General features: G+C 73.4%; 11 protein-coding genes. 5 read left to right on the forward strand and 6 right to left on the reverse strand.

What is annotated here, in order from left to right; translation table 11 throughout:
- Window positions 1-459 precede the first annotated feature (459 nt).
- Window positions 460-1,965, forward strand: a complete 1,506-nt coding sequence (locus ACWDR7_RS10670; protein WP_449854875.1) for an AlkA N-terminal domain-containing protein — start codon at window positions 460-462, stop codon at window positions 1,963-1,965.
- Entirely contained in the window at window positions 1,958-2,452 is a 495-nt protein-coding gene (locus tag ACWDR7_RS10675) for a methylated-DNA--[protein]-cysteine S-methyltransferase (protein ID WP_449854876.1), read from the forward strand. Before ACWDR7_RS10670 ends, ACWDR7_RS10675 begins: the two co-directional genes overlap by 8 nt.
- A 16-nt stretch (window positions 2,453-2,468) precedes the next feature.
- On the opposite strand, the gene ACWDR7_RS10680 is transcribed toward ACWDR7_RS10675, so the two are convergent.
- Entirely contained in the window at window positions 2,469-4,238 is a 1,770-nt protein-coding gene (locus tag ACWDR7_RS10680; RefSeq protein WP_449854898.1) for a gamma-glutamyltransferase family protein, read from the reverse strand.
- Between the two features lie 274 nt (window positions 4,239-4,512).
- Between ACWDR7_RS10680 and ACWDR7_RS10685 the strand changes: the two genes are divergently transcribed.
- Together ACWDR7_RS10685 and ACWDR7_RS10690 are read left to right on the forward strand one after the other, a co-directional pair.
- Complete coding sequence (locus ACWDR7_RS10685; protein WP_449854877.1) at window positions 4,513-6,417, forward strand: ABC transporter ATP-binding protein; 1,905 nt, start codon at window positions 4,513-4,515, stop codon at window positions 6,415-6,417.
- On the forward strand, window positions 6,414-8,228 hold the full coding sequence (locus ACWDR7_RS10690) for an ABC transporter ATP-binding protein (RefSeq protein ID WP_449854878.1): 1,815 nt from the start codon (window positions 6,414-6,416) through the stop codon (window positions 8,226-8,228). The genes ACWDR7_RS10685 and ACWDR7_RS10690 overlap by 4 nt, the downstream gene beginning before the upstream one ends.
- 119 nt (window positions 8,229-8,347) lie before the next feature.
- Here the strand turns inward: ACWDR7_RS10690 and ACWDR7_RS10695 are convergent, their stop codons facing one another.
- From ACWDR7_RS10695 to ACWDR7_RS10715, 5 genes are all read right to left on the reverse strand, one after another.
- Window positions 8,348-8,800 carry a GNAT family N-acetyltransferase gene (locus ACWDR7_RS10695; RefSeq protein ID WP_449854879.1) on the reverse strand — a complete coding sequence of 151 codons (453 nt, stop codon included), beginning with the start codon at window positions 8,798-8,800 and terminating at the stop codon, window positions 8,348-8,350.
- A gap of 53 nt (window positions 8,801-8,853) precedes the next feature.
- The gene (locus ACWDR7_RS10700) at window positions 8,854-10,314 is read right to left on the reverse strand and encodes a L,D-transpeptidase family protein (RefSeq protein ID WP_449854880.1); all 1,461 of its coding nucleotides are present in this window, start codon (window positions 10,312-10,314) and stop codon (window positions 8,854-8,856) included.
- A gap of 164 nt (window positions 10,315-10,478) precedes the next feature.
- Window positions 10,479-11,189 carry a glucosamine-6-phosphate deaminase gene (locus tag ACWDR7_RS10705; protein ID WP_449854899.1) on the reverse strand — a complete coding sequence of 237 codons (711 nt, stop codon included), beginning with the start codon at window positions 11,187-11,189 and terminating at the stop codon, window positions 10,479-10,481.
- Window positions 11,107-12,468, reverse strand: a complete 1,362-nt coding sequence (locus ACWDR7_RS10710; protein ID WP_449854881.1) for an FAD-binding oxidoreductase — start codon at window positions 12,466-12,468, stop codon at window positions 11,107-11,109. The genes ACWDR7_RS10705 and ACWDR7_RS10710 overlap by 83 nt, the downstream gene beginning before the upstream one ends.
- 10 nt (window positions 12,469-12,478) lie before the next feature.
- Window positions 12,479-12,853: a YrdB family protein gene (locus ACWDR7_RS10715; protein ID WP_449854882.1), complete on the reverse strand. Its 375-nt coding sequence runs from the start codon at window positions 12,851-12,853 to the stop codon at window positions 12,479-12,481.
- A gap of 86 nt (window positions 12,854-12,939) precedes the next feature.
- On the opposite strand from ACWDR7_RS10715, the gene ACWDR7_RS10720 reads away from it, so the two are divergent.
- Window positions 12,940-13,428: a hypothetical protein gene (locus ACWDR7_RS10720; RefSeq protein WP_449854883.1), complete on the forward strand. Its 489-nt coding sequence runs from the start codon at window positions 12,940-12,942 to the stop codon at window positions 13,426-13,428.
- Window positions 13,429-13,449: the final 21 nt, after the last annotated feature.

Here is a 13,449-nt window from a genome sequence, read left to right on the forward strand (position 1 = left end):
TCTCGCCGGCGGCGGCCCGGTGCTTGAGATCCTCCAGCACGCCGTTCAGCTCGGTCAGCGTGCGCGGCCCGAGGGTGTTCGGGCATGAGCGGCCGCACGCTCGCGCTTCGCGCTCGCACAGTGATCGGTTGCTGGAGGGCTTGCTGACCGGTTGAGCTCACCGGTTGAAGTCATCGGTTGAACCCCATCCGTTGAACCCATCGGTTGCTGAGCGGAGCGGCGGAGCCGCGGAGATGAAGCGACCACCGCAGCCGTCATGGGCTTGCTGGGGTCGCTTCATCTGCGTTCGCTTCGCTCACTTCGTTCAGCAACCGTGGGGTTGCACCGCTCGGTTGCACCGATCGGTTGCTGAGCGGAGCGGCGGAGCCGCGGAGATGAAGCGACCACCGCAGCCCGGGCTCCGGCGGCCGTGGCCGATTTCCGCTAGGGGCGGTTCGGTGGGCGTGACAGGCTGGGGGCATGGCACTGGCGATGACCTTCGATGAGCGGTACCGCGCGATCGATGCGCGCGACGCGCGCTTCGACGGCCAGTTCGTCACCGCGGTGCGCTCCACCGGCATCTACTGCCGCCCGAGCTGCCCCGCGCGCACCCCGAAGCCGGGCAACGTCACGTTCTACCCGACGAGCGCCGCCGCGCACGAGGCGGGCTACCGGGCGTGCAAGCGCTGCCTGCCCGAGGCGGCGCCCGGCTCGCCCGAGTGGAACCTGCGCGGCGACGTGGCCGCCCGCGCCATGCGGCTCATCGCCGACGGCGTCGTGGAGCGCGAGGGCGTGGCCGGGCTCGCGGCGCGGCTGGGCTACTCGAGCCGCCACCTCTCACGGCTGCTGACCGCCGAGCTCGGGGCCGGCCCGCTCGCGCTGGCCCGCGCGCACCGCGCCCACACCGCGCGGCTGCTGCTCGTCGGCACGGATCTGCCGGCCACCGATGTGGCGTTCTCGGCCGGATTCGCGAGCGTGCGGCAGTTCAACGACACGATCCGCGAGGTGTTCGCGATGACGCCGCTCGAGCTGCGCGCCCGCCGCCGCGGACCGGCGGCCGCGGGCATCGACCTCGCCCTGCCGCTGCGCGAGCCGTTCGATGCCGCGGGGCTGTTCGCGTGGATGCGCGTGCGCGCGCTGCCCGGCATGGAGGAGGCCGACGAGGCGTCCTTCGCCAGGGCCGTGCGCCTGCCCGGCGGCGCCGCCTGGTTCCGGCTGCGCATGGACGGGCCGCGGCTGCGGCTGCACGCCCGGCTGCAGCACCCCGGCGATCTCGCCGCGCTCGTGGCGCGCGTGCGGCGGCTGTTCGACCTCGACGCCGACCCGCAGGCCGTGGACGCCGCGCTCGCCGCGCATCCCGAGCTGGCCGCGCACGTCGCGGCCGTCCCGGGCATCCGGCTGCCCGGCGTCGCGGACCCGCACGAGCTGCTCATCCGCGCCATGATCGGCCAGCAGATCTCCGTTGCCGCCGCGCGCACTCACCTCACGCGGCTCGTCGACGCGCTGGGGGAGCGCGTGGAGCTCGGGGGCGAGACGCGCCTGCTGTTCCCGTCGATGACGGCGATCGCCGAGCGCGGGCACGAGGTGCTGCGCGGTCCGGCGGCCCGCATCCGCGCGATCACGGGGGCCGCCGCGGCGCTCGCGTCGGGCGACCTGCGGGTGGGCGCCGCCGACGACGCGGCCGAGCAGCGGGCGGCGCTGCTCGCTCTGCCGGGCGTCGGGCCCTGGACGGCGGACTACGTGCGGATGCGCGTCACGGGCGACCCCGACGTGCTGCTGCCCGGCGACGTCGCCCTCCGCGCCGGGGCGGCCGCCGCGGGCCTTCCCGCCGATCCCGCCGGGCTCGTCGCGTGGGGATCGCGCACCGCGCCCTGGCGCTCGTACCTGTCCATGCACCTGTGGCGGCTGGCCGCCGCCGCGAGCCCCGCTGCCGCGGCGCGGGCGACGCCCGATCCCGCCCTCCCGAAGGAGACCGCCCATGCCTGACGCCCTGCTCGAGACGATCGAGACCCCCGACGGCCCGTTCACCCTCGTCGCCGATGCCGACGGCGCGATCCTCGCCTCCGGATGGACGCCGGATGCCGCGGCGGTCCTGGATCGGATCCACGCGGCTCTGCGACCGGCGACGGTCCGCGATGCCGAGACCGCGGCGGGCGACGCCGTGCGCGCGTACTACGACGGCGACCTGGCCGCGATCGACGAGGTCGCCGTGCGCCAGCGCGGCACCGCCCTGCAGGGACGGGGGTGGGACGCGCTGCGGCGGATCCGGCCGGGTGAGCCGCTGAGCTACACGGCGTTTGCGACCGCCCTCGGCTCGCCGAGCGCCGTGCGCGCCGCCGCCTCGATCTGCGCGCGCAACGCACCGGCGCTGTTCGTGCCGTGCCACCGGGTGCTGCGCGGCGACGGCTCCCTCGGCGGCTTCGCGTGGGGCCTGGAGGTGAAGCGCCGCCTGCTCGCCCGCGAGGCCGCCTGACGCCCGAGGGAACCCACTACCTCCCCACGGCGTAGCCGTAGCCGCCGCGCGGATTGGCGGCCGCGCCCAGCAGGCCCGTGGCCGGGTCGCGCGTGACGGCGGAGAGCCGGCCCTGGGTCCAGGGGCCCGTGACGGTCACGCGGTGCGCGCGGGCCTCGAGCGCGGCGATCGCCTCGGCGCCCAGGCGCTCCTCCACCACGGCGCCCGCCGGCTCCCACGTGCGCGGCCAGAACGATCCGTGGAACGACGTCGAGTGGATCGCGGGGGCGTCGATCGCCTGCTGCGGCGTGTACCCGCCCACGATCGTGCGCAGCAGATACAGCAGCTGCCACTGATCCTGCTGATCTCCGCCCGGCGAGCCGAGCGCGGTCACGGCCGCGCCGTCGCGCAGCACGAGCGTGGGCGTGAGGGTGGTGCGCGGACGCGCGCCGGGGCGCAGCGTGGACGGCAGGCCCTCCTCGAGCCACGTCATCTGCAGGCGCGTGCCCAGGCAGAAGCCGAGGCCGGGGATCGTGGGCGACGACTGCAGCCAGCCGCCGGACGGCGTGGCCGAGACGATGTTGCCCCAGCGGTCGACGACGTCGATGTGGCACGTGTCGCCGCGCGTCTCGCCCGTCGGCGACACGTGCGGCTCGCCCGCGCGATCCTGCGCCATGGTCGGCTCGCCGAACGCGCCCCCCGCGCGCCCGGTGGGCGGCGTGTACGTCTCGCGCAGCGGCGGGATCGCCGGGGCCTCGTCGAGTCCGGGCCGCACCTCGCCCGAGGCGGCCTCGCCGATGAGCGCGCGGCGCTCGGCGGCGTACTCGGCCGACAGCAGCGTCCGCAGCCGCTCGGCCTCGATGCCGTCCCCGAAGTGCGCGTCGCGGTCGGCGAAGGCGAGCTTGGTCGCCTCGAGGATCGTGTGCGCCCCGTCCGGGTTCGAGGGGTCGAGCAGCTCGTCGTCGAGCGGCTCCAGGATGTTCAGGATCTGCAGCAGCGCCGGCCCCTGCGTCCACGGCCCGGCCTTCGCGATCGTGTGCCCGCGGAACGACCCGGTCACGGCCTCCTCGTACGAGGCCGAGAACGCCGCCATGTCGTCGGCGGTGAGCACGCCCGCGTGGTCGGTGCCGGGGGAGTGGCGGTGCGGCGTGCGCACGAACTCGTCGATCGCCCGGGCGACGAAGCCCTCCCGCCACTCGCGCCGGACCGCGTCGATCCGCTCCTCGCGGGTCGCGGCGCCCGCGCCCGCCGCCACGAGGCGCTCGAGTACGCCGGCCCACGCCGGGTTGCGCACGATCGCCCCCGCCGCGGGCACCTCGCCGTCGGGCAGCCACAGCTCGGCCGACGAGGGCCAGTGCTCGCGGAACAGGCCCTCGACGGTGGCGATCGCCGCGGCCGCGCCCTTGGCGAGCGGGTGCCCGTCGCGCGCGTAGTCGATGGCGAAGGCCAGCACGTCGGCCGCCTCCCACGTGCCGTGGTCGCGCAGCAGGAGCAGCCACGCGTCGACGGCGCCGGGCACGGCGGCGGCCAGCGCGCCGGCTCCCGGCACCAGCTCCAGGCCCTCGGCGAGGAAGTGCTCGCGCGTGGCGCCCGCGGGGGCGGGGCCCTGGCCCATCAGCACGACGGGGCGGCCGGGCTCTTCCCCGGTCGCGAACATCGCCACGAGGTCGCCGCCGGGGCCGTTCAGGTGGGGCTCGACCACGTGCAGCACGAAGGCGCCGGCCACCGCGGCGTCGAAGGCGTTGCCGCCGCGCTCCAGCACCGCCATCGCGGCCGAGCTGGCGAGGTAGTGCGTCGACCCCACCATCCCGAAGCTCCCCGCCAGATCCGGGCGGGTGGTGAACGGCGACGGCGCGGTATAGGTCACTTCGGCTCCCTTCGGTCGCGGCGTGCGACACATGGATCCACCCTACGGTCGGCCCGGCGGCCCCGATCCCGGTCCCGTTCGGCGGCGCGGTGGCCGAGTGTTGCAGTCGCCGACCGCGAGGTCATAGTCTGAAGGGCTGTCGCAATCGCGACCCGGGTGCCGCCCTTCACGGGCGGCCCGTCTCGCGCCCCCGGCGCCTCTCACCTCGAGGATCATGTCTTCCACGCCTTCCCCCGAGCGCATCTCCACGCCGCGCGCCCTGGCGCGCCTGCTCACCTTCGCCAGGCCGGTGCTGCCGCGTCTGGGCCTCGGCGCGCTCAGCGCGCTGGGCGCCGCGGTCGCCGCCCTGATGATCCCGCTCGTGCTGGAGTGGGTCGTGGGCGGCCCGATCGCCTCGGGCGAGGTGCGCGCCATCGTGTTCGGCGCATCGCTCGTGCTGGGGCTCGGCCTCACCGAGGCCGCGCTCGTCTACCTGCGGCGCTGGCTCGTGCTCGGGCCGGCCACCTCCGTGGAGTTCTCCATGCGGCGCTCGTTCTACGACCGGCTGCAGCGCCTGCCGGTGGAGTTCCACGACCGCTGGCAGGGCGGGCAGCTGCTCAGTCGCATGATGCAGGATCTCGGCCTCATCCGCCGCTGGACGGCGTTCGGGCTCATCATGCTCGTGGTCAACCTGCTGACGATCGTCATCGGCTACGTCCTGCTGTTCCAGTGGCACTGGATGCTCGGCGCGGTGTTCATCGTGACCGCGATCCCCATGTGGATCCAGGGGTTCCTCTTCGAGCGCACGTACGGATCGCTGTCGCGGCAGAGCCAGGATCAGCAGGGCGACCTCGCCACGAGCGTCGAGGAGAGCGTGCACGGCATCCGCGTGCTGAAGGCGTTCGGCCGCGGCGCGCACGCGCTGCGCAGCTTCACGCGGCAGGCCGAGAGCCTGCGCCAGACCGAGATGCGCAAGGCGCGCTCGATCGGGGTGATCGACTTCTGGCTCGTGCTCATGCCGGAGCTGTCGTTCGCCGCGAGCCTGCTCATCGGCATCTGGCTGGCCGCCGACGGGCAGGTCACGGTGCCGCAGCTCGTGGCGTTCTTCGCGATGGCCGCCACGCTGCGCTGGCCGCTCGAGTCGATCGGGTTCCTCTTCTCGTTCCTGCTCGATGCGCGCACCGCCACCGATCGCATCTTCGAGGTGTTCGACGCCCGCAACACGATCACCGACCCCGAGCACCCGAAGACCATCGAGCGGGCACGCGGCGCCCTCGCGTTCGAAGGCGTGCACTTCCGGTACCAGGACGCCGGAGACGCCGAGCGCGACCTGCTGGACGGCATCGACCTGGCCCTCGAGCCCGGCGAGACGATGGCGCTCGTGGGGCTCACCGGTTCGGGCAAGACCACGCTCACGACGCTGCCGACCCGGCTCTACGACGTCACCGGCGGTCGCGTGACGCTCGACGGCGTCGACGTGCGCGAGCTGCGCCTCGCGGAGCTGCGCACCCACATCGCCACGGCGTTCGAGGACGCCACGCTCTTCTCGGCCACGGTGCGCGAGAACGTGCTGCTCGGCCGCGACGACCTCGACCCGGCCTCACCCGAGGCGGATGCCGTGCTGCGCGAGGCGCTGCAGGTGGCGCAGGCGTCGTTCGTCGACGACCTGCCCGAGGGCGTCGAGACGCAGATCGGCGAGGAGGGCCTCAGCCTCTCGGGCGGTCAGCGCCAGCGCCTCGCCCTGGCCCGCGCCGTCGCCGCCCGCCCCGCCGTGCTCGTGATGGACGATCCGCTGTCGGCGCTCGACGTCGAGACGGAGGAGCGCGTCCAGTCCGGGCTGCGTACCGTGCTCGACACGACGACGGCCCTCATCGTGGCGCACCGGCCCTCCACCGTCGCGCTCGCGGACCGCGTGGCGCTGCTCGAGGGCGGGCGCATCACGGCCGTCGGCACGCACTCCGAGCTGATGGCGCGCAGCGCGCACTACCGCTCCGTGATCTCGAGCTTCGAGCGCGAGGAGCGGGAGGAGCGGGAGCTCATGATGTCGCCCAACCCCACCTCGGAGCTCGACCTCATGGCCGTGCAGGAGGCGCTGTCCGAGCGAGAAGCCGGCGTGCCGGAGAAGGGAACCGAGCGATGAGCGCCACCGTGCACGGCGTCGGCGGCGAGGACCGCACCGACTACACCCGCGAGGAGTCCCGCGCCATCCGCCGCCGCTCGCTGCGGCTGCTGGGCTCGCTGCTCGCGCCGCTGAAGTGGCGCGTCGCCGGCGTCGCCGTCGTCGTGATCGCGCAGACGGCGCTGCGCGTCCTGGGCCCGGCGCTGCTGGGGCTCGGCGTGAGCACGGCACTGCCGGCCGTCACCGGCGAGGGCGACTGGACCGCGGCCTGGGCGATCGTCGGGCTGTATGTCGTCACGGCCGTCGCGGGCGCCGCGCTGCTGATGTGGTACGATGTGCTCACCGCGCGGGTGACGCAGAACGTGCTGCTCGACCTGCGCACGCGCATGTTCCGGCACACGCAGCTGCTCAGCCTGGAGTTCCACGAGACGTACACGTCGGGCCGGATCATCTCGCGGCAGACGAGCGATCTCGACACCATCCGCGAGCTGCTGGGAGGGGGCCTCACCGACCTCATCAACGGCGTGCTCTTCGGGCTGTTCACCTTCATCGCGCTGGCCGTCTTCGACTGGCAGTCCGGGATCATCCTGCTGATCGCGGGCATCCCGCTCGCGTTCCTCATGCGCTGGTTCTACCGGCGCTCGCAGGAGGCGTACCGGCACTCCCGGGTGGCCAGCGCCAAGCTCATCGTCAAGTTCGTCGAGACGATGACGGGCATCCGCGCGGGCAAGGCGTTCCGCGCCGAGGACCGCAACGAGGGGGAGTTCGGCCGGCTGGCGGGCGACTACCGCGACGTGAACATGCGCTCGATCCGCCTGTTCGGCACCTTCGAACCCGGCCTCATGGCGATCTCGGCGTTCGCGATCGGCCTCGTCGTGCTCTGGGACGGGGTGCGCATCACGTGGGACCAGTTCAGCGTCGGAGCGCTGCTGACGGTCGTGCTCTACACGCGCAACTTCTTCCTGCCGCTGCAGGGCGTGGCGATGTTCCTGAACTCGTTCCAGTCGGCCGCCGCCGCGCTCGAGAAGGTCTCGGGCGTGCTCGAGGTGGAGCCGACCGTGCCCGACCCCGAGCACCCCCGCTCCCTCGAGCGCGCGCGGGGGCACCTGCTGCTCGACGACGTGACCTTCGCGTACGCGAACGGCCGCACGATCCTGCCGGAGTTCACCCTCGACATCCCCGCCGGGCAGACCGTCGCGCTGGTCGGCACGACGGGCGCGGGCAAGTCGACGCTGGCGAAGCTCGTCTCGCGCTTCTACGACCCCAGCGAGGGCCGCATCACGCTCGACGGCATCGACCTGCGCGAGCTGGATCAGCGCGACCTGCGCCGCGCGATCGTCATGGTCACGCAGGAGGCCTACCTGTTCAGCGGCACGGTCGCCGACAACATCGCGCTCGGGCGGCCGGAGGCCTCGCTCGACGAGATCGTCGCGGCGGCCGAGGCGGTGGGAGCCGACGCGTTCATCCGCTCCCTGCCCGACGGCTACCACACGGACGTCAACAAGCGCGGCGGGCGCGTGTCGGCGGGGCAGCGTCAGCTCATCTCCTTCGCGCGCGCCTTCCTCGCCGATCCGGCGGTGCTGATCCTCGACGAGGCGACCGCCTCGCTCGACATCCCGTCGGAGCGGATGATCCAGGACGCGCTGCAGACGCTGCTCGCCGACCGCACGGCCATCATCATCGCGCACCGGCTGTCGACCGTCGCGATCGCCGACCGCGTGCTCGTCATGGAGCACGGCCGGATCATCGAGGACGACACCCCGGACGACCTCATCGCGGGCACGGGCAAGTTCGCCCAGCTCCACGCGGCCTGGAAGCAGTCCCTGGTCTAGAACGGCGACGGAGTCTCGTGGGGGGAGGGGGATACGAGACCCCGCCGCCGGCTGGTGCCAGGGCGCGCGTCAGCGAGCGACCTGAAGCGGGATGGTGCGGAGAGGGGCGTCCGTGAGGCTCAGAAGCGGATCTCCGCGACCACCTCACCGTACTCGGTCTCGCCGACGGGCGAGAATCCGACACGGTGGAAGAAGGCCTCCGGCCCGCCCTCACCGGGCTCGTAGATCACGTTGATGTGGCTGAGGCCGCGGGAGCGGGCCTCGTCGATGAGCGCCTCGACGGCGAAGCGGCCGATGCCGCGCCCCTGATCGTCGGCGTCGACGTTGATGCGCCACAGCACCGAGTCGAAGTGGTCGACGGGCGCGTCGGGGTCGAAGTTGGCGCTGATGAAGCCCACGACCTCGTCGCCGTCGAGCACGACGCGCTGCCATGTGGTGCGCGGATCGAGCACCGTGGCGGCGATCCCGTACGAGACCGGCGCGAGGAACTGCTCCTGGCCCGGTCGCAGCGACAGGTTGTTGACCGCCACGATGGTCGCGGCGGAGAGCTCTTCGAGACGCAGGTCCGACATAACGACAGGCTAGGGCACGAACGACGGCCGCGGGTCGATGAGTTCGCTGGAAGTCAGTTCTGGACGGTGACCGGGGTGCCGACCTGCGCGAAGCGGTACATGTGCTCGGCGGCCGCGACCGTCATGTTGACGCAGCCGTGGCTCATGCGGGCGCCCGGCCCGAAGTTGCTGTGCCAGTACGTGCCGTGGAAGCCCTGGTCTCCGTTGTAGTAGGTGACCCACGGCACGTTGCCGGTGCAGTAGTCGAAGCGCCCGCCCGGCACGAAGTTGCCCTGGCTGTCGCACGATCCCATGTGCTGGATCGTGAGCTGCGCGTAGACGGAGTAGGTGCCGGTCTGCGTCTCGTAGGGTCCGCCCGTGCCGAGGGCGATGGGATAGGACGCCACGAGCTGGTCGTTCTCGTACAGGTAGGTCATGCCGTCGCTCTTGTCGACGAGGACGCGGCGGAACAGCTCCTGCGTCTGGAACGGCACGACCTCGCCCTGCAGCTCGAACGAGAGGTCGCCCTGCTCGAGCGAGGCGGCGATCTGCTCGGGCAGCCCGTCGGTGCTCGCGATCCCGAAGCCGTCCTGTCCCTCCTGGATCACGCGGAGGGCCTCGCCGGCGCCGTCGGTGACGACCTTCGCGTCGACGACGTCGCGGTTGACGCGGGCGGGGAGGTCGGCGATGGCCGCCTCGATCGCCGCCGTGTCGGCCTTGAGGACGAAGCCGCCGGTCTCCGGGTCGGCCTCGGGGACCACCCAGCTCGCGATCGTCGCCAGCGGGAGCTCCTCGGCGCGCGTCTCCTCGAGGTAGAAGCCCGCCGTCGCCGCCTGCTCGTTGAGCGATCCGGCGAACTCCTCGGCCGCCTCGGTCGTGACGGGCGCCGGCACCTCGGCGGCCTCGACCGAGACGGCGATCTGCTCGTCGCCGGAGGCGAGGGCGGCGGTGAGGTCCTCGGCGAGCGCGTCGAGGTCGGGGCCGGTGCCCGGCTCGGCGGGCACGGCGACGAAGGCCGAGCCGTCGAAGCTCACCTGCGCGTTGACCGGATCGGCGAACATCTCGGGCGCGACGCCCCTGAGGGCGTCGGCCGCGGCGTCGGCGTCGATCACGACGGCCGCGTCGGTCGGCTCGGGGTTCCAGGCGCCGACGTTCCACAGCGGGTGGTCGGCGAACGCCTGCTCGGCGGAGGCCTTCGCGTCGATCGAGGCGCCGACCTCGGCGCCGGTGAGCGTGACGCCCTCGACGGTGATCTCGGCGTCGGACACGCGCTTGGCGATGGCGTCGGCGGCCATGCCCACCGTGTGGAAGCCCACGGGGGCGCCGGCCACGACCACGCCGGGCGCGATGAGGATGGCGGCGGCGAACGCGGCGGCCGCGACGAGCAGGCCGGCCGGGATGCCGATGCCGAGCCAGAGGCCCTTGCGGCTGCGGCGTGTCTGGGAATCGGTCGCGTCGGCCGAGACGCCGTCGATCGGCTGCTCGGCGTCGAGCGGCTGCTCGCTGTCGATCGGCTTGGTCGCCAGGTCGGTCATGTGTCCCCCTCGTGGTCCGCCGCCGCGCGTGGCGCGCGGAAGTGCACCGGTGGATCCATGGTAGGGGGGGCATGTCTGCGCGACGGCAGGGGAAGGGATCACGAAATCGCGTCGATCCGGGCGTTCGGACGCCCCGTACCCCGGACTGCCCGGGGGTCCGGTGGTCAGATGTGCTGCCACTCCGGCTTGTGGGCGTACGTGTAGCGGTAGTAGTCCGCGTGCCGCAGGCGGGAGGCGGCGGCCTCGTCGATCACGACCGTGGCGCGCGGGTGCAGCTGGATGGTCGAACCGGGCAGCGATGCCGTCAGCGCCCCCTCCACCGCCCCGGCGACGGCCTCGGCCTTGCCCTCGCCGAAGGCGAGCAGCACGAGCTGGCGTGCCTCGAGGATGGTGCCGAGCCCCTGGGTGATGCTGTGCGTCGGCACGTCGTCGATCGTGTCGAAGAAGCGCGCGTTGTCTTCGCGGGTCTGCTGCGTGAGCGTCTTCACGCGCGTGCGGGAGGCGAACGACGATCCGGGCTCGTTGAAGCCGATGTGCCCGTCGGTGCCGATGCCGAGCAGCTGCAGCTCGATTCCGCCCGCCGCCGCGATCGCCGCCTCGTATCGCTCCCCGGCGGTCTCGATGCCCTCGAGGGCGCCGCTGGGCACCTGCACGAGGGCGGGGTCGAGGCCCAGGGGCTCGACGCCAGCCGGCCTGAAGCGACCAGAGCATCTCGATGACGGCTGCGGGGGTCGCTTCATCTCCGCGTCCTTCGGCCGCTGAAGTTCAGCAACCGATCGGTGCGACGGAGAACTACCGCGTGAAGACCTTCCCCGGGTTGAGGATGCCCTGGGGGTCGAAGACGCGGGCGATCCCGCGCTGCAGCTCCCACTGATCCTCGCCCAGCTCGTCGGCCAGCCAGCGGGACTTCAGCACGCCGATGCCGTGCTCGCCCGTGAGGGTGCCGCCCAGGCGCAGCGCGGCGCGGAAGAGCTCGTCGGCCGCCCGCCAGATGAGGTCGGGCACCTCCGCGCCGGCGAAGACGAAGTTGGGGTGCAGGTTGCCGTCGCCCGCGTGCGCGACGGTGGGGATCGTGATGCCGTAGGCGCGCTCGATCCGCCCGATCTCCTCGAACATCTCGGGCAGGCGGCTGCGCGGCACGCAGACGTCCTCGATGAGGGTCGTGCCCATCGCGGCGAGCGAGGGGTGGAACGCGCGGCGGATGGCGAGCAGGCGCTCGCCCTCCGCGCGGTCGTGCGTGACGGCCACGGTGCCGCCGGCGCCGCGCAGCACCTCGGCGATCGCGTCGGCCTCGGCGCGGGCGGCCGGACCGTCGGTCTGCACGGTGAGCTGGGATGCTCCCGGCGTCGGGCGCGGCAGACCGAGGTGGGCGTGGATCGCCTCGAGCGAGGCGGCGTCGAGCAGCTCCATGATCGCCGGCTGGATGCCCGCCGACGTGACGGCCGACGAGCCCGCGGCGGCGGAGCGCACGCCCGGGAACGTCGCCGCGACCGTGCACACATCGCCGGGGACGAGCCGGCGCAGCTTGAGTGTCGCGCGGACGATGACGCCGAGCGTGCCCTCCGAGCCGATCAGCAGCGACGTGAGGTCGAGCCCGGTCACGCCCTTCACGCTGCGGTGGCCCATCGAGACGAGCCGGCCGTCGGCGAGGACGACGTCGAGCCCCAGCACCGCGTCGCGCACGACGCCGTACTTGGCGCACAGCAGCCCGCCGGCGCCCGTGGCGATGTTGCCGCCGACCGTCGCGATGTCGCGGCTGGCCGGGTCGGGCGCCCACCACAGGCCGTGCTCGGCGAGCGCGGCGTTCAGCTCGGCGTTGAGGACGCCCGGTTCCACCACGGCGAGCAGGTCGTCGGGGCGCACCTCGAGGATGCGCGTCATGTTCCGCACCGAGAGCGCGATCTCGCCCGCTCCGGCGTTCGCGGCGCCGGCCAGCCCCGTGCGGGCGCCCTGCGTCACGACGGGCGTGCCGGTCGCCGACGCGATCCGCAACGTCGCCTGCACGTCCTCCGTCGAGGCGGCGCGGACGACGGCGAGCGGGCGGTCCGGAGCGGCGTGACCGGACCGGTCGGCCCTGGCCGCCTCGAGCGACGCCTCGGTCGTGTCGACCCGATCGCTCAGCTCAGCGCGCAGCAGCGCGACGACGTCGCTCATGCCCCCTCGCTCATGCGAGCGCGCGGCGACCGTGCAGCAGGCCGATCACCACGGCGATCACGCCGAAGCCGAGGCCGACCCAGCCGAGCCCCAGATCCCACATCGCCATGGTCGCCGAGACGAAGACGAGCAGCTCCACGAGCGCGCGCACGAACGGGTGCACCGCGAACACCGCCCTGGGCGAGACGAACAGCGCCCAGGCGAGGATCGCGAGGGCCGGGGCGAGCAGCCCGAAGAGGATGTTCCAGGCGACCGGCCACGCCAGGAGGCCCCATACGAGCAGGGTCGCGAACGCGGCGAGCTCGGAGAGCAGGCGGAGCACGTCGAGCGCGGTGATACGCGCAACGGTGGCGCCGCCGCCGGGGGGCGGAGCAGGGGCGGACATGCGCTCCAGTCTACGTGGCGCGCTTCCGGGCGATCCGCGGTACTCCGCGCCAGCCGCCGCCCAGGCCCCGTCGCTACGCTGGAGGGGTGACGCGATCTCCCGAACCGGCCGACTCCACCCGCAAGAAGGAGGGCCGCGCGACGCGCTACGCCTCGCTCGAGGAGGCGTTCCAGAGGCACGGCACGCCCGCCGCGAACCGTGAACTGATCCGGCGCATCGTCGACGGCATCGACGCCGCCGGCTTCGTCGGCTACTCGACCCACTTCCGCATCGAGCGGCGCGGCGGCTCGCCCGCGCTCGAGGTGCACCCCGGCTACACCAACGGCTTCCGCACCGAGCAGGAGATCGTGCGCCGCCTCGGCGACGACGTCGAGCGCTGGCCCAGCCGCCGCTTCCACGGTGCGTGGGGCGTGACGCACCCGGTCGCCGCCCCGGCGCCGGCCGCGAAGCCGGCGCGAGCGCCGCGCGCCGCGTCGCCGCGTGCCGCCTCGGCACCCGAGGAGCCGCCGAAGGTGTGCCCGACGTGCTTCATGGTGCTGCCCATGAGCGGCGTCTGCCAGAACTGCGACGCCTGATCGGCGCCCGCTGATCCGGAC

This window comes from Microbacterium sp. NPDC003461 (assembly GCF_053588335.1).

What these genes read in the sequence shown, in the direction of transcription:
- ACWDR7_RS10670 (WP_449854875.1), top strand. Translation starts at nt 460, where the DNA reads ATGGCACTGGCGATGACCTTCGATGAGCGGTACCGCGCGATCGATGCG.
- ACWDR7_RS10675 (WP_449854876.1), top strand. Translation starts at nt 1,958, where the DNA reads ATGCCTGACGCCCTGCTCGAGACGATCGAGACCCCCGACGGCCCGTTC.
- ACWDR7_RS10680 (WP_449854898.1), bottom strand. Translation starts at nt 4,238, where the DNA reads ATGGTGGGGTCGACGCACTACCTCGCCAGCTCGGCCGCGATGGCGGTG.
- ACWDR7_RS10685 (WP_449854877.1), top strand. Translation starts at nt 4,513, where the DNA reads ATGTCTTCCACGCCTTCCCCCGAGCGCATCTCCACGCCGCGCGCCCTG.
- ACWDR7_RS10690 (WP_449854878.1), top strand. Translation starts at nt 6,414, where the DNA reads ATGAGCGCCACCGTGCACGGCGTCGGCGGCGAGGACCGCACCGACTAC.
- ACWDR7_RS10695 (WP_449854879.1), bottom strand. Translation starts at nt 8,800, where the DNA reads ATGTCGGACCTGCGTCTCGAAGAGCTCTCCGCCGCGACCATCGTGGCG.
- ACWDR7_RS10700 (WP_449854880.1), bottom strand. Translation starts at nt 10,314, where the DNA reads ATGACCGACCTGGCGACCAAGCCGATCGACAGCGAGCAGCCGCTCGAC.
- ACWDR7_RS10710 (WP_449854881.1), bottom strand. Translation starts at nt 12,468, where the DNA reads ATGAGCGACGTCGTCGCGCTGCTGCGCGCTGAGCTGAGCGATCGGGTC.
- ACWDR7_RS10715 (WP_449854882.1), bottom strand. Translation starts at nt 12,853, where the DNA reads ATGTCCGCCCCTGCTCCGCCCCCCGGCGGCGGCGCCACCGTTGCGCGT.